13 protein-coding genes are annotated in these 15,447 nt (G+C 38.6%); 9 read left to right on the top strand and 4 right to left on the bottom strand.

Annotation, left to right across the window (positions count from 1 at the left end; all coding sequences use genetic code 11):
* Complete coding sequence (ygiF, locus tag F928_RS22590; protein WP_005073238.1) at window positions 1–1,464, bottom strand: CYTH and CHAD domain-containing protein; 1,464 nt, start codon at window positions 1,462–1,464, stop codon at window positions 1–3.
* A 165-nt stretch (window positions 1,465–1,629) separates the two neighbouring features.
* On the opposite strand from ygiF, the gene F928_RS06650 reads away from it, so the two are divergent.
* The 6 genes from F928_RS06650 (at window position 1,630) to rapA (ending at window position 8,601) form a co-directional block, all read left to right on the top strand.
* Window positions 1,630–2,013 (top strand): Mpo1-like protein, encoded by a 384-nt coding sequence (locus F928_RS06650; protein ID WP_016802513.1) that lies wholly within the window; start codon window positions 1,630–1,632, stop codon window positions 2,011–2,013.
* 115 nt (window positions 2,014–2,128) lie between these two features.
* Window positions 2,129–2,740, top strand: a complete 612-nt coding sequence (thiE, locus tag F928_RS06655; RefSeq protein ID WP_002118528.1) for a thiamine phosphate synthase — start codon at window positions 2,129–2,131, stop codon at window positions 2,738–2,740.
* A gap of 42 nt (window positions 2,741–2,782) precedes the next feature.
* Window positions 2,783–4,081 carry a glutamate-1-semialdehyde 2,1-aminomutase gene (gene hemL, locus F928_RS06660; protein WP_005073243.1) on the top strand — a complete coding sequence of 433 codons (1,299 nt, stop codon included), beginning with the start codon at window positions 2,783–2,785 and terminating at the stop codon, window positions 4,079–4,081.
* Window positions 4,082–4,143: 62 nt separating this feature from the next.
* Window positions 4,144–4,848 (top strand): hypothetical protein, encoded by a 705-nt coding sequence (locus tag F928_RS06665; RefSeq protein ID WP_002118521.1) that lies wholly within the window; start codon window positions 4,144–4,146, stop codon window positions 4,846–4,848.
* Window positions 4,849–4,980: 132 nt separating this feature from the next.
* Window positions 4,981–5,619, top strand: a complete 639-nt coding sequence (rluA, locus tag F928_RS06670; protein WP_005073245.1) for an RluA family pseudouridine synthase — start codon at window positions 4,981–4,983, stop codon at window positions 5,617–5,619.
* A 144-nt stretch (window positions 5,620–5,763) separates the two neighbouring features.
* Entirely contained in the window at window positions 5,764–8,601 is a 2,838-nt protein-coding gene (rapA, locus tag F928_RS06675) for an RNA polymerase-associated protein RapA (RefSeq protein ID WP_005073250.1), read from the top strand.
* A 57-nt stretch (window positions 8,602–8,658) separates the two neighbouring features.
* Here the strand turns inward: rapA and F928_RS06680 are convergent, their stop codons facing one another.
* Entirely contained in the window at window positions 8,659–9,675 is a 1,017-nt protein-coding gene (locus tag F928_RS06680; protein ID WP_002118525.1) for an AI-2E family transporter, read from the bottom strand.
* 166 nt (window positions 9,676–9,841) lie between these two features.
* A complete protein-coding gene (gene fabR / locus F928_RS06685) occupies window positions 9,842–10,537 on the bottom strand; it encodes an HTH-type transcriptional repressor FabR (RefSeq protein ID WP_002118668.1) in 696 nt (231 codons plus the stop codon).
* A 140-nt stretch (window positions 10,538–10,677) separates the two neighbouring features.
* On the opposite strand from fabR, the gene F928_RS06690 reads away from it, so the two are divergent.
* Window positions 10,678–11,748 carry a ferredoxin reductase gene (locus F928_RS06690; protein ID WP_002118823.1) on the top strand — a complete coding sequence of 357 codons (1,071 nt, stop codon included), beginning with the start codon at window positions 10,678–10,680 and terminating at the stop codon, window positions 11,746–11,748.
* A 12-nt stretch (window positions 11,749–11,760) separates the two neighbouring features.
* Window positions 11,761–12,855 (top strand): fatty acid desaturase family protein, encoded by a 1,095-nt coding sequence (locus F928_RS06695; protein WP_002118415.1) that lies wholly within the window; start codon window positions 11,761–11,763, stop codon window positions 12,853–12,855.
* A 48-nt stretch (window positions 12,856–12,903) separates the two neighbouring features.
* Here the strand turns inward: F928_RS06695 and F928_RS06700 are convergent, their stop codons facing one another.
* Window positions 12,904–13,605: an SIMPL domain-containing protein gene (locus tag F928_RS06700; RefSeq protein ID WP_005073256.1), complete on the bottom strand. Its 702-nt coding sequence runs from the start codon at window positions 13,603–13,605 to the stop codon at window positions 12,904–12,906.
* Window positions 13,606–14,072: 467 nt separating this feature from the next.
* Between F928_RS06700 and dat the strand changes: the two genes are divergently transcribed.
* A complete protein-coding gene (dat, locus tag F928_RS06705) occupies window positions 14,073–15,446 on the top strand; it encodes a diaminobutyrate--2-oxoglutarate transaminase (RefSeq protein WP_002118718.1) in 1,374 nt (457 codons plus the stop codon).
* Window position 15,447 lies beyond the last annotated feature (1 nt).

The following is a 15,447-nucleotide window of genomic DNA, read 5'->3' on the forward strand; positions in this document are numbered from 1 at the left end:
TTACCAGAAAGTTTCAACCTCACTAAAAGCCTGTAAAGCTTTTGCTGAGCGCTTTTGTAATTGTGGCTGTTTGGCTTTGACCCAACCTAAGGCAAACCAGAAAGATGGATCTTGTTCAACCACATTGTTAAAAATACCTTCTGCAATAAACAAATCGTTATATTGACCTAGGGTATTTTGCACAGGTTGTAGCTGTTTTAAATATTGCTGTACTTTTTTATTTGGATAAAGACTCGAAATAAACTCAACACAATAACGTAACTGTTTAGCTTGCTTTCTTATTTTGTGCTGTTCATTCACTTCAAGCTCAGAGAAGTGTTCAGCATTATTAATCACTTTATGATGTAACTTATCTAAACTCTTTTTAATGTGTTTTTTTAATCCACCTGTTTTGCTGTCTGAATCTTCTTCTGAATAAGCAAATGCTAATAAATCGAGTAATAGCTTAATCGTGTCCGCATAGGTAAAGATTGTTGAGAGTTCTTTTGAGGGCTGGGCTGAAACTGGTAGTAAAAGTTCAGGTGAACCGTGTTGTTGAATAATAGGTAACACTTCGGTGCGAATCGCATCTTCATCACGAGTGTCTCCAAGTTTACGGAAAAGCTCAGCAATTTGTTCTTCCCAAACAGGATTTAGCTCGCTTGACCAACCTGCAAAATGCTTAAGGGCACTACGTAAACGACGTAAGCTTACCCGTGCCTGATGGATATGCTCAGCTTCGGCAACTCCATCGGCAATGACAGCCATATTTGGTAAGAATTGCCCTAAACAGTTTTCGACAATCTTTTTTAGAGCCTGTTCAGCAGTAATATCTTTATTTAATGTCAAAGTTTTAGCATGAACAGCAGGTGAGGCAGCTTGCCCTAGTGCTAATAAGTTGCCACGTTCGGCTTTACTTCTTACATCAAGCCAAAGTGAATAACGATTAATCCATTGCTGCGCAAATTGAATAAGCGTTTTCACTGCACCCTGCTTGAGTTCAAATTCGACTTCGCAAATTACACTTTGTGCATCCGCTGTTTTTACGACACCATCATCTAAGCAAACTTCAATCGCTGTATTATCTGCTTCAAACACATGATAGGTGCGCTGTACATCAGTCTCAAACTGCAAACTTAGTTTTTCAGCTTGCGTTCCTAAGGCCGCATTAATTAAATCAGTTACCACTTTATTATCTTGGTATAACTCAAGGTTTAAGTCAGGTTCTTGGTCACAAACGCCTAAATGAGTTTCTTCTTCAACACGGTGGAGATGGCTTTGACCTGCGGCTTTAAATGTTTGTACCCATTGATCATCTTCTTTACGTAAACGTAAGGCCATACCGTTTTTTGCAAGCAGTCGATCAGGTGTATCGTAATACTTTGCCTGTAAGTGGATGTTCTTTGCTTTGTGTTTTTTTAAGTATTGCTGGACAGTTTTTTTCTTCGATTCAGGCAACTGAAACTTTAGTTCGACTTCGACCATAATATATCTCCCTGAATCAGGTATTTAGACTATCTTGAATAAGTATAATAGCTCAGCTCTAAAAATAATGGTTTTGATAGAGAAAGTTACAATCAAACATATGACGCTACACTTTTATTTAGGTGTACAATCAGGTGACGTTTTGATCAAATAAAAATCAGGAAGATGATCGTGAATGCACCAATAAACTTTAGCCATGAAGCTCAGCCAGAGTTTGAATTGCCGATTAAAAACTATCAGGAATTTTATCGTTTTTATTTAACTGAACACCGTAACATCATGAGCAGACGTTTGCATGTGGTGGGCAGTAGCATTGGTCTATACTTTTTTTCAAAAGCAGTCCGTAAGAAGCAAGCCAAATATGTGCTCTATGGTTTGGTAGCGGGTTATGCAAATGCTTGGGTTGGACATTTTGTGTTTGAAAAAAATAAGCCTGCCAGTTTTAAACAACCTTTCTATAGCTTTATTTCTGATTGGCGAATGTTGTCTGATGTTGCACGTGGCCGTTTGAGTTTGGTTGACCGTAAGTTTGATAAAATTCCGAGCTAATTTTACTTTCTATTCTAAATATACCGATTGGTACTGTTAGACCTAGATCAATCGGTACTTATGATGTCCTATAAATCCGTTATACTAGCCAAGTTTTTTAAAGCGAGAGTAGAGTATGCGCGGTTTATACCTCATTACCAACGATGACCCAATCCAACTATTATTAGAAAAACTAGATGCCGCACTCGCAACTCGTCAGATCGCAATTTTGCAGTACCGCCGTAAGAAAGTAGAAAAAACAGACCAACCCGCAGAAGTTGAACAGATCAAACTTTTATGTGAAAAATATCAAGTTCCTTTTGTGATTAATGATGACCTAAAACTGGCTGCTCAGTTTGGATTAGGTGTGCATTTAGGGCAAAGTGACGGTGAAATTACCGATGCAAAATCGCAGTTACCAGAAGGTGTCATCATTGGCCGTACTTGCTTAAATTCATTAGAACTTGCCCAAAAAGCTATTGCCGATGGTGCAACTTATGTTGCCTTTGGTGCGGTTTACGCGACTTCTACAAAACCTGAAGCAGGTAATGTGGGGATCGAAGTAATTAAGCAGGCAGCAGCTCAATATGATGTACCAATTTGTGCGATTGGTGGTTTAACTGTTGAAAACTCAAAACCTGTGATTGAGGCAGGGGCTGACCTCTGTGCAGTCATTAGTGATATATTAGGCCGATCAACTGCTGAAATTCCTGCCCGTGTACAGGCGTGGGCACAATTATTTTCTTAAGCTTTCAAAATTATTTTTTAGATATTTAAGACGAGCATTTCCATGAGTTTATCTCCAAAGCAAGAACAGTTATTTAAACAAGCCAGCAAACACATTCCAGGTGGTGTGAACTCTCCGGTACGTGCCTTTAATGGCGTTGGAGGAACACCTGTTTTCATCGAGAAAGCAAAAGGTGCTTATTTATGGGATGTCGATGGTAAGCGTTATGTTGACTATGTTGGTTCTTGGGGACCAATGATTTTAGGTCATGCTCATCCAGAGATTATTAAGGCTGTACAAACAGCAGCAGAAGATGGCTTAAGTTTTGGTGCACCAACCGTACACGAAACAACACTGGCAGATATTATCTGTGAAATCATGCCATCAATTGAATTGGTGCGTATGACTAACTCGGGTACAGAAGCAACCATGACTGCTATTCGTTTAGCACGTGGTTATACTGGCCGTGACAAAATCGTGAAGTTTGAAGGTTGTTATCATGGCCACTCTGACTCACTTTTAGTAAAAGCGGGTTCAGGTTTACTGACTTTAGGTGAAGGTGAACCGACTTCGAAAGGTGTTCCTGTTGATTTCGCTAAACACACTTTAACGTTACCTTACAACGATATTGCTGCATTAAAAGAATGCTTTGCTAAATTTGGTCATGAAATTGCGGGCGTTATTATTGAGCCTGTCGCAGGTAACATGAATATGGTGAAACCAATCGACGGTTTCTTACAAGCCATTCGTGATATTTGTGATGAATATAAATCTGTATTCATTATTGATGAAGTGATGACAGGTTTCCGTGTTGCTTTAGGTGGTGCGCAATCGGTTTATAACGTTAAACCTGATTTAACGACTTTAGGTAAAATTATTGGTGCAGGTCTACCAGTTGGTGCATTTGGTGGTAAGCGTGAAATCATGGAATGTATCGCACCTTTAGGCGGTGTATACCAAGCCGGTACATTATCTGGTAACCCACTTGCTATGCGTGCTGGTATTGAAATGTTTAAACATTTACGCCAACCTGACTTTTACAGCAAATTATCTGCTCAACTTGAAAAGCTACTTGTAGGCTTACAAGCTGCAGCTGATGAAGCGGGTATTCCATTTAAGACTCAGCAAGCTGGCGCAATGTTCGGTCTTTACTTTACTGACCAAGAAGATATTACAAGCTTTGACTCAATGTTGGCATGTGATATTGAGGCTTTCAAAAAGTTCTTCCATGGCATGTTAAAGCGTGGGGTAAACTTGGCACCTTCAGCATTTGAAGCAGGCTTTATTTCATCTGCACATTCTGATGAAGATATTGAATTTACGATTCAGGCTGCAAAAGAAACATTCGCTGAAATGAAGTAAGCAAAAAAGCCCGTGTTAAACGGGCTTTTTAATTTGAGCTATTTTTATATTTGTAGAGAATAATGTTTTATCCCTTACCTCGAAAAATCCAATTAGCTGCAAGTACTTCAAATTGGTCAATTGAGTCAGCGCAAAGTATTTTGCTCATGGTTGGGCTCAATGAGCTTAAACTACGAGCAGATTGGTCTGAGCAACCATTGGCGAATCATTTGGAATTGTTGATTAAGCGCGCTCAATCACTTGAAATTCCAATTATTTTTATTGAGACATCTCAGCTTCAACAAACCATGTTGGAGCTTGGTCAGCGTTTGTCATCAAATACTAAAGCCCAAGTTATGATGGCAGGTGATTTGTCGCCTCTGTTTAAACAAGTCATGCAGCTTGTTTTATCGATTACAGATCAGGTCAGTGTTGTAAATGATGCGATCTTGGCGGCTAATCTAGAGCAGCATATCCAATGGGTTGAAAAGATCAGTTTTGACCATATAAAACATTTAAATACGCAGAGCTTAATGCGGTTATGGTCTTTAAGTACGCCGTCCTCTTATATCTTGTCAGATAAAGGAATCTTATTGGCAATTGCTGAACATGTGGGGCGACATCCTATGGAGATCCATCCTGAAATTGATTTAAGAAACTACGGACTAGATCAGTCTGCTGTGAATTATTTGGTCGATCTATGGCGTGCAAATGGTGCGAGCTTAAGTGCTGAAGAGATAATGCAAGCACCGACATTGCAACATATTATGCAGTTATTGAAGCCTTGACTGACTATAGACCTCAAGTGATCCATAATATTTGCAAATTCTGCTGTTAATTTACCCGAACGGCATTGTAATTCGGACGTAAGCTTTTTATTATTGCCCGCTTGTTTTTCATCTTACCTTGGGAATACAACTTTGAGTGATTTTCTAAGTGAACATCTGATCTATCGTGATGATGATTTTATGGTGATTCATAAACCTTCGGACATCTTGAGTGTTCCTGGTAAGGGTGATTTACATGATAGCGTTTTGACAAGGTTGGTTGCAATTGAACCTAAAACTTTGCTCATTCATCGTCTAGACCGAGATACTTCAGGTATTTTAGTATTTGGTTTATCGAAGCTCGGTCAAAGTGCAATTGCACGTCAATTTCAAGATCGTCAGACTTCAAAAATATATGAAGCGCTTGTCGCAGGTCATTTAGAGGGTGAGGGGACTGTAGATATTCCTGTCATCTATGACCCAAGCCGACCACCTTTACATATTGTCGACGCTTCTCACAATAAGCCTGCTTTAACACATTGGCAGGCAATAGAACATTTTCAGATTCAGGGACAGCCTGTAACTCGTGTCAAATTAACACCAATTACGGGCCGATCTCATCAACTCCGTGTACACATGCAATATCTTGGGCATCCAATTGTAGGTGACACGCTGTATGCAACACCGGAGCAGCAATTTGTTCCGCGTTTATGTTTGCATGCCAAACAGTTAAGTTTTAATCATCCTGTCACAGCAGAAACATTAACTTTTGACTGTCCTGTACCGTTTTAATGTAAAAATTTTAATGCGTGATTTTTTGTAGCAAAGCAATTTAATTGGTTTTTGCTTCAAAATTTTGCTTTAAAGACTACATAAAAAGATGCAAAAATAAGCTAATTTGCATCGTACAATATGTAGTGCGAACTTGAGAGAAAGGTGGAAAAATTGCAGCAGTATGCTATTGGTCAACGTTGGCTATCAGACACAGAAACTGAGCTCGGTTTAGGTGTTCTTATTGATGTAGATGAAAGATCTGTCAGCATTTTATTCCCCAAAAGTGATGAGACACGTGTATATGCACGTAATAATGCTCCACTATCTCGTATCATCTTCAATACGAATGATGAAGTTCAAGATCAAGAAGGCCAAAAGTGGATCGTTGAGTCTGTTGAAGACCGTCATGGCGTTTTGCGTTACAACGTTGTTCGTACTTTAGAAAATGGCGAGCAAGAGCGTAAAGCGCTTAATGAAACACGTATTGGTGCGCAAATTCAATTATCTAAACCTTTAGATCGTTTGCTTGCAAGTCAAGTTGACTATAAAGAGTGGTATGACCTGCGTATTGAAGCGATGTTGATGCAAGCACAAATGCAGACCAGTCCTCTACGTGGGATGGTCGGTGCACGTGTTGGCCTGATTCCTCATCAGCTTTATATCGCACATGAAGTTGGTAAACGCTTTGCACCTCGTGTTTTACTTGCCGATGAAGTTGGTTTAGGTAAAACAATTGAAGCTGGTTTAATTATCCACCAACAGCTTAAAACTGGTCGTTCAGAACGAATTCTGATTTTAGTCCCTGATTCTCTTCAGTATCAGTGGATGATTGAAATGCGTCGCCGTTTTAACTTGCAATTCTCTCTGTTTGATTTAACGCGTACTGCATCTATTAAAGAACATGATCCAGAGCTTAACCCGTTCTTGACTGAGCAATGCATTATTGCCAGCGTTGACTTAATGGTTGACCATGATGATTTGCGTGAGCAAGCCATAGAAGCTGGTTTTGATTTGCTTGTGGTTGATGAAGCACATCATTTGATGTGGAGCGAAGAAGAAGGCGGTAATGATCGCTACGATTTAATTGAAGAGCTCGCTGAAAATACAGCAGGGGTACTATTACTCACTGCAACACCTGAACAATTAGGTGTAGAAAGTCATTTCGCTCGCTTACGTTTACTTGATCCACAGCGTTTTAGTAGTTTAGAGCGCTTCTTAGATGAGGAGACTCAGTACCAGCAGACTGCAAAAATTGCTGAAGTGCTGATGTCGGATCAAGCTTTAACCCCAGAGCATTTATCTGCTTTAGAAGGTTTATTAGGTCACAGTATTGAAGACCAGCCTGACCAACGCTTTAGAGCAATTCACGAATTATTAGATCGTCACGGTACTGGACGTATTTTATTCCGTAATACACGTGAAGCCATTCAGGGCTTCCCAGGTCGTGATTGTCAACCAGCACCATTACCAGCACCAGAAGATTGGTCAAAAGATGGCAAACTGCGTGAGCAGATGTGGCCTGAAGAAGCGCAAATTGATGGTTCATGGATGCAAAATGATCCGCGTGTGCCATGGTTAATGGAAATTTTACGTAAAGATCTTAAGCATAAAAAAGTGCTTTTAATTGCGCGTAGCGGACCAGTAGTTGAATCTTTAGAAAATGTGTTGCGTTTGCATGCAGGTATTCGTACGGCAATGTTCCATGAAGGCATGAGCTTATTAGAACGTGACCAAGCGGCTGCTTATTTTGCTGAAGAAAGCTATGGCGCTCAGATTCTATTGTGTTCGGAAATTGGTTCGGAAGGCCGTAATTTCCAATTCGCCAGTGATCTAATTTTATTTGATCTACCAGCTAACCCAGATGTTTTAGAGCAACGTATTGGACGTCTAGACCGTATTGGTCAAGAAAACCGTATCCAAATTCATGTGCCATACCTTGTGGGAACAGCTCAAGAGCGTATGTTCCGTTGGTATAACGAAGCACTGAATATTTTCAGCAATATTTCTCCGACAGCGCAAACGCTGCAAGAGAATTTTATTGTTGAATTAAAAGACTGTTTACTTGCAGACCAAGGTCAAACATTTGAAGATTTGCTTGAAGAGGTGAACGTTCAACGTCAAGCCTTGGAAGCTGAACTTCAAGCTGGCCGAGATCGTTTACTTGAATATAATTCATGTCGTCCTATTGTGGCACAAGAAATTGTTCAAGCCCTTGAAGACTATGATGACAATACTACGCTACCAATGTTTGTGAAGCGTTTCATGTCATCAACCAATATCGACTTTGATGAGCAAAGTAATGGTACGGTGATTATTAAACCAACCGACCAAATGCAAGTGCAAGGTTTGGCTTTAGACGAAGAAGGTATGACAGCAACCTTCTATCGCGATCAGGCTCAGCTTCGTGAAGATGCTCAATATTTAACTTTAGAGCATCCATTCATTGAAAGTGTTATGGAAATGATCCGTACACAATCGTTTGGTAGTACCAATGTTGCTGTACTTAAATCTAATGCGTTAAAGCAGGGCTCAGTATTAATTGAAGTCTGGTTTAAAGTGGATGTTGTTGCACCTAAATCTTTGAACTTGCCATCAAGTTTACCGAAACAACTCATTCGCGTGTTGTTAAGTGAAAATGGACAGGATTTATCTGAAAAGATTGATCCAACAATTTTAAAACCATATTTACATCATTTAGATGGCAATAGCTGCCGCCAAGTAGTTAAAGCTCGCCGTGATATCATTGAGCAGCGCTATAAACAAGCGTTAGAAATTGCGAAAGTTGATTTACCGCAGCTTCAGCAACAAGCAAAAGAACATTATGGCAATAAATGGCAATATGAAATTGACCGTTTAACTTATCTCAAACAGTTCAACCCAAGTATTCGTCAAGACGAAATTGAGCGTTTACAGAAACTGCAAAAAGAAGGCTTGAGTTTACTTGATGGTTTAACTGTTACACCAGAAGCAATTCAAGTGTTAGTTGTGGTTAAGCCGTAACTCACTCAAAATGAAAAAAGCGCCGAGAGGGCGCTTTTTTCATACATCGATTTTGAGTTAGATGAGACCAGCGTCTTTTAATTCTAGCTTTAAATACGCATAAAAAATTGGAGCTGCGATTAAACCGCCTAAGCCAAAAATTGACTCAAATACTAGCATTGCTAATAAAATCTCCCATGCATTTGCATTGATTTTATGCCCAATAATTTTAGCATTAATAAAATATTCAAGCTTATGAACCAAAACGAGATAAAGTAATGCTGCTCCTGCTAGTCCTAGGGAAATGGTAAGAGCTGCAATAAACGTTAAAGTGTTTGAAAGCAGATTCCCTAAAATTGGAATGAGACCAAACATAAAGGTCAAAATAGTTAAAGTTTTGGCAAAAGGAAGGTGAACTCCCCAAAGCGGCAACAAAATAAAGGCGAATAAAATAAAGAGCAGCGTGTTAATCGCTGAAATTTTTATTTGGGCAAAAACAACATTTTTAAATGAAATTGATAATTTTTGAATACGCTGGATAAGCAGTGACTTAAAAACAGGCTGAGGCGTACGGCGATGAAAACCATGTATTGCCACCAAAATACCAATAATTAATCCCATGACCATAGTCACGAAGTTATGCAAAATATCGGAACTGGTGTTTTTTAGAGTAGTCACGTTATCTTTCATAAATGCAAAGATTTCGTCTTTTAGATCTGTCACGCTATCAGGAATATAACCTGGAAGATACTTTGTGATCTCTGCTTGCAAATGAAGAAGGGTTTGATCAACCTTGCTATTAATACTATGTAAGCCGACACCTTTTAGATCGTATAAAACGAAACTAATTAGACTTGTGATGAAAAAACCAATAAGTGAGATGGTGATGATACTGAGTAAAATACTAATAAAAATACGGGCTCTTTGGCCATCAATATAACGTTCTACAACCGAACTTAAACTAATAATAATTTCATAAATGAGAAAGCCTGCAAAAAAACTTGCTAATAAATGTAAGGGGATAACCGAAAGCAAAAAGATGCCCATAAGAATGTAGCTTGCAATCAGACTTTGACGATTATTCAAATTTTGCATGTGGATCCCTGAGATCGTTGGGAATATAGGAGAAAGAGCAAACAGAAAGATTATTTATACTCTGGCAAGCTATTAGCTTCAATTGGTGAATTATATTTTTATTAGAAAATAGAGGAGTTAGATTTAAAAATGGCCTGTTCATCAACAAGCCATTCATTAGATAATTTTAGCGAATTTTTGCTTCATCTAAATGACGTGCACCTTCTAAAATCATCCGAATCATAATCATGGTTTGTTCAGCAACTTCTGCACGTTGATTGATCGGTAAATCAATGACTTTTGCACCCATGTGAAACACAAGTTGAGTAATTGCTTTTGCAACAAGATCTGGATGGTAGAGGTGATTGTTATTTAAACGCTCAAGACGGATTAAATCTTCTTGCAACTCTTGCTGAAAAAAGTTGAGTTGACGGTCTACGGCAGCTTTATAAGAAGCTGAACCTGTAAAACTTTCACGGAGCAGTAAACTTAAATTGCCTTCGTCGGCATCAAGCTGTTGAAGAAAAATATCGACCGAACTACGAATAATACTTTCTTGCAAGGAAGCGCGTAGGCGAGCCTGACGGATAATTTTACGTAAAACGATACCTGCGCGGTCAATTAGAGAAATAGCTAATTCATCAATATCTTTAAAATGTCGATAGAAACTATTTGGCGCAATTCCTGCTTCTCGAGCTACTTCTCGTAAGCTTAATGAAGCAATACTTTTTTGCGGACCAATGAGGTTTAAAGCGGCCTGAAAAAGTTCTTCTTTAGTAATTGTCGCTTTTCTTCCAACAGAACGCGTAGCTGTTTTAATTTCAATGACATCTTGTTGTTGAGGTGTGTCATTCAGGTTCTGAGAAAGTGAAGATTGGGTCATGCTGTTCAATATATTTGTAAACTCTCAGGATTATAGCCTTAGAAGCTGAACTTGTGAAATTGTAATTAAAAGTACGGGTGTATATACAAATATATATACATGTGTATAATAATTAAAAAAGAGCGACAGAGCCTTCAGTTATGCAAGCAATCGAAAAGAGAAATTCTCTATTCAATTCATTGACACAAGCCATCTTTGATAAAGAAATGGCTAATTTCTGGCTACAAAAAGTTAATCCTTTATGGTCTGTAAAGCACGGACTTGTTCAAATTGTAAAAAAAGAATTTGTCGCTCATGACATGGTGAGCCTGACGCTGAAATGCAACCGCCTAGTAAAAATGGGCGTTGCAGGCCAGCATCATCCTGTAATTGTAGAAATTGCCGGTCGTCGCTATGAACGTACTTATAGTTTGACGCAAATAGATGCGCAGCACTTACGTTTAACAGTTAAAAAAGTTGCTGATGGGATCGTGAGTAACTGGTTTATTTCTGAAAGCAAAATTGGTGATGTTTTTGAGCTTGGTCAACCTTATGGTGACATGCAACAAAACATCAAAACATCGAATTTAACTATATTGGCTGCGGGTAGTGGTATTACCCCAATGTTAAGCCTAATTACTGCGATTAAACAAAGCCAGCAGTTAGATAAAGTTCAGGTACAACTTTTATATTGGGTAAAGCAGCGTTCAGATGCAGCTTTTGTTGAATACTTTGAAAAAGTTGCACAGCAATATCCGAACTTTAATTATCAGGTTTTCTATACACAAGAAACCCCAAATGATGAGCGTTTAAATACAGAGCATTTAGCATTAGTTGATGATGTGGAAAACAGCACAATTTATGCGTGTGGACCTTCTGGCTTTGTGGCGACAGTTGAGCAACTTTTTGAAAAAGCTCCAGCCGTTTTAACAGAGGCCTTTAGCTTAACAAATGAAAGCTCTGCTGATGATATTGGTTATGTGAATGTCACATTAACCCAGTCTAATAAGGTCATTGCAATTCCTAAAGGCCAGTCAATTCTGGTTAGCCTTGAACATGAAGGTCTTAAACCAACTCATGGTTGCCGTATGGGAATTTGTAATAAATGTGTTTGTAATAAATCACAAGGTTCAACACGTAATTTACTTAACGGTAGTGAAAACACTGAACCAAGCCAATTACTCAAAATTTGTGTGAACTCAGCACAATCCGATCTAGTTATTGATCTTTAAGAGAGAACTCTTATGAATATGCCAGTGAAAGTCGAATATTTTAAAAATCCTAAAAATCGAGATTTGACTCCAGCAGAACTTGATGCATTTGCAAAAGAGCTCGATCAGATCAAGCAAGAAGTATTGGATGATTTGGGCGAAAAAGACGCTAAGTATATCCGCCGTGTTTATGCTGCGATTCGTTATAGTAGCTTTTTAGGTCGTGCATGTTTGTTTGCAGGTTGGTTCCCACCAGCGTGGATTTTAGGAACAGGCCTATTAGGCTTCTCTAAAATTATGGAAAACATGGAACTCGGTCATAACGTAATGCATGGTCAATATGACTGGATGAATGATCCTAAATTTAATGGTCAAACTTACGAGTGGGATACAGTCGGTACTTCTGATAACTGGCGTCAAACGCATAACTATAAACATCACACCTATACCAACATTAAAGGTATTGATGATGACATCGGTTACGGTTTACTTCGTTTATTCCCAGAGCAACGCTGGAAGCCAGGTTTCTTACTTCAACCTGTTTATAGCATCCCATTCTGTTTATTGTTCCAATGGGGCGTAGCTATTCAGAATCTTGAAATTGGACGTGTCCTTTATAAACGTAAGAGCATGGCAAAATTCTTGGAAGAGTTAAAACCTGTTAATAAAAAGATTGGAAAACAACTTTTTAAAGACTATGTTTTCTTCCCTTTAATTGCAGGTCCAGCAGCTTTACCTGTATTCACTGGTAATTTGGTTGCAAATGGTCTTCGTAATATCTGGACATTTACGATTATTTTTTGTGGTCACTTCACAAAAGATGCAGAAGTATTTCCAAAGTCTGTTTTACAAGAAGAAAGCCGTGGTCACTGGTATATGCGCCAGATTCGTGGTTCTTCTAACTTGAAAGGTTCAGAAGCATTACATATTTTAAGCGGACATTTGAGCCATCAGATTGAGCACCATTTATTTCCAGATATTCCAGCGCGTCGTTATCGCCAAATGGCTCCAAAAGTTGAAGCTGTATGTAAAAAATATGGTCTAAATTATAACAACGCAAGTTTGGCTAAACAGTTTGGACAGGTGGTAGGCCGTATCTTTAAATATGCTTTACCTTTTAAAAAATAAGTCAAAAAAAAGCCCTGATGAGTTCAGGGCTTTTTTTAGAGAAACAAATTATTTAAACTGAATTGAACCGTTTGCATTTACAGTAATTTTAGACTCACCAGCTGCCATGTCTTGAGCTGGTGCAGCTTCGGCCATAGCAAATTTAGCCATGCTGGCACGCATTACAGGTTGTGGGAAATAGTTATTTGTGTTCAGGTTTAGAGTGACCAAACTATATTGGTTTTTATTCCAAGCTTGGGTCAACATTTGAGCACGTTGTTGGAAGTTTTTAGATGCTTCTACCATTAACTCATTTTCAACTTTTTTACGTTGTTCATCAGAAACCGTAAAATTAATCGATTGAGTTTGGAAGTTTTGCTGTAATTCGTTTACTAACTGGCTAGCAGCTTTAAAGTCTTTACTTTCAAGACGGATTTCAGCACGGCCACGCCATTCTTTTAACTTATTGCTATCGTTATCGTAAATTGGGTAAGTACTTTGAGCACCAGTTTCCACTTTTACTTGAGGATATTTACGAGAAACGCTAAGCGCTTGATTCATCAATTGATTAATTTGGTTTGAAAGCTCGGCTGGTTGTTTGTTACTTTTTTCAATATATAAAGTTGCATGCATTTCGTCGTTTGAAACTTGGCGAGAAGCTTCCGCTTGTACATTTACAATATTGTAGTTCAAAGCATTGTCATCCTGAGCAAAAACTAAAGGGCTAAGGAGAGAACCTAAAAGAAGGATAGAGACGGCTAAAGTACGCATAAATTTTTCCTTTAAAAATTAATATAAATTTAATTTTTTTCATTAGGAAATGTTAAACATAACTTATGCATAACTTTTGCAGATTTTGTGGCGTATTTGTAATATTAAAATCAGGTTTTTTTAAATTTTGGTAAATATAAAGTCTTTAAAAATTAAAAGCTTAAAATTAAAGTGTTTCAATGTAACTTAAAAAATCAAAGTAATATAAAAAAAGAATATTTTCTTTAGGTTGTCACATAGTATGATGATAATTCATCATAACTATTGGGATGATACATTTTTTCAATAAGATTAGATGAGTAAAGTACATAAAAGACGTTTTTTTTCTTGTAAAATTAGGTATCATCGCGCTCCTAGTTACAAGATATAAAATAAGTGTCTTTACTAGTTCTATAAAGCACCGAGTCAAAGGACCAATCGTCACCAGACTTATTTCTTTCTACCCCTATCAGAGATGGTAATCCGATATGAGCGTTACTTCCGTTAACCCTGCCACTAATGCTACTAACGAATATTATTTGACTCGCCAAAGTCAAATGGAATCAAATGTTCGTAGCTATCCACGTAAATTACCGTTAGCGATAGCGAAAGCACAAGGATGCTGGGTTACTGATGTTGAAGGTACACAGTACCTTGATTGTTTAGCTGGGGCAGGTACATTGGCTTTAGGTCATAATCATCCTGCGGTGATTCAAAGTATTCAAGATACATTGGCAAGTGGTTTGCCATTGCATACTTTAGACTTAACCACACCTTTAAAAGATGCATTCACTGAAGCATTGTTAGCATATTTACCTGGTGGTAAAGAAGAATATTGCTTGCAGTTCTGTGGTCCTGCTGGTGCAGACGCAACTGAAGCAGCAATTAAACTTGCTAAGACTTACACTGGCCGTAGTTCAGTGATCAGTTTCTCAGGCGGTTATCATGGTATGACCCATGGTGCGCTTGCTATGACTGGTAACTTAAGTGCAAAAAATGCAGTTAACGGTTTAATGCCAGGCGTACAATTCATGCCATATCCGCATGAATACCGCTGCCCACTTGGTTTAGGTGGTGAAGCTGGTGTTGACGCTTTAACTTACTACTTTGAAAACTTTATTGAAGATGTAGAAAGCGGTGTAACAAAACCGGCTGCTGTGATTCTTGAAGCGATTCAAGGTGAAGGCGGCGTAGTTACAGCTCCAGTAAAATGGTTGCAAAAAATCCGTGAAGTGACTGAAAAGCACAACATCGTTTTAATTTTAGACGAAGTTCAAGCTGGCTTTGCACGTTCAGGCAAAATGTTTGCATTTGAACATGCAGGTATTGAACCTGATGTTGTTGTAATGTCTAAAGCAGTAGGTGGTGGTTTACCACTTGCAGTATTAGGTATTAAACGTAAATTTGATGCTTGGCAGCCTGCTGGTCACACGGGTACTTTCCGTGGTAACCAACTTGCTATGGGTACTGGTCTTGTCGTATTAAAAACGATTAGCGAACAAAATCTTGCTCAAAATGCGCAAGAGCGTGGTGACTTCTTACAAGCTGAATTTAAAAAATTAGCTCAAGAATTCCCATGTATCGGTAACGTACGTGGTCGCGGTTTAATGATCGGTGTTGAGATCGTTGACGAGCGTAAACCAGCTGATCGTATTGGTTCGCATCCTGCTGACTCACAATTAGCTGCTGCAATTCAAACTGCTTGTTTCAACAATAAATTATTGCTTGAAAAAGGTGGTCGTAACGGTACAGTAATTCGTTTACTTTGCCCGCTTATCATCACTCAAGACGAGTGTGTTGAAGTAGTTGCTCGCTTTAAGAAAGCAATTGCAGAAGCATTGGTTGCAGTACGAGGCGCATAAG

Source organism: Acinetobacter pittii ATCC 19004 = CIP 70.29 (assembly GCF_000369045.1).
Lineage (GTDB): Bacteria > Pseudomonadota > Gammaproteobacteria > Pseudomonadales > Moraxellaceae > Acinetobacter > Acinetobacter pittii.

What these genes read in the sequence shown, in the direction of transcription:
- hemL (WP_005073243.1), top strand. Translation starts at nt 2,783, where the DNA reads ATGAGTTTATCTCCAAAGCAAGAACAGTTATTTAAACAAGCCAGCAAA.
- thiE (WP_002118528.1), top strand. Translation starts at nt 2,129, where the DNA reads ATGCGCGGTTTATACCTCATTACCAACGATGACCCAATCCAACTATTA.
- F928_RS06700 (WP_005073256.1), bottom strand. Translation starts at nt 13,605, where the DNA reads ATGCGTACTTTAGCCGTCTCTATCCTTCTTTTAGGTTCTCTCCTTAGC.
- F928_RS06680 (WP_002118525.1), bottom strand. Translation starts at nt 9,675, where the DNA reads ATGCAAAATTTGAATAATCGTCAAAGTCTGATTGCAAGCTACATTCTT.
- F928_RS06665 (WP_002118521.1), top strand. Translation starts at nt 4,144, where the DNA reads ATGTTTTATCCCTTACCTCGAAAAATCCAATTAGCTGCAAGTACTTCA.
- F928_RS06695 (WP_002118415.1), top strand. Translation starts at nt 11,761, where the DNA reads ATGAATATGCCAGTGAAAGTCGAATATTTTAAAAATCCTAAAAATCGA.
- dat (WP_002118718.1), top strand. Translation starts at nt 14,073, where the DNA reads ATGAGCGTTACTTCCGTTAACCCTGCCACTAATGCTACTAACGAATAT.
- F928_RS06690 (WP_002118823.1), top strand. Translation starts at nt 10,678, where the DNA reads ATGCAAGCAATCGAAAAGAGAAATTCTCTATTCAATTCATTGACACAA.
- F928_RS06650 (WP_016802513.1), top strand. Translation starts at nt 1,630, where the DNA reads ATGATCGTGAATGCACCAATAAACTTTAGCCATGAAGCTCAGCCAGAG.
- fabR (WP_002118668.1), bottom strand. Translation starts at nt 10,537, where the DNA reads ATGACCCAATCTTCACTTTCTCAGAACCTGAATGACACACCTCAACAA.
- ygiF (WP_005073238.1), bottom strand. Translation starts at nt 1,464, where the DNA reads ATGGTCGAAGTCGAACTAAAGTTTCAGTTGCCTGAATCGAAGAAAAAA.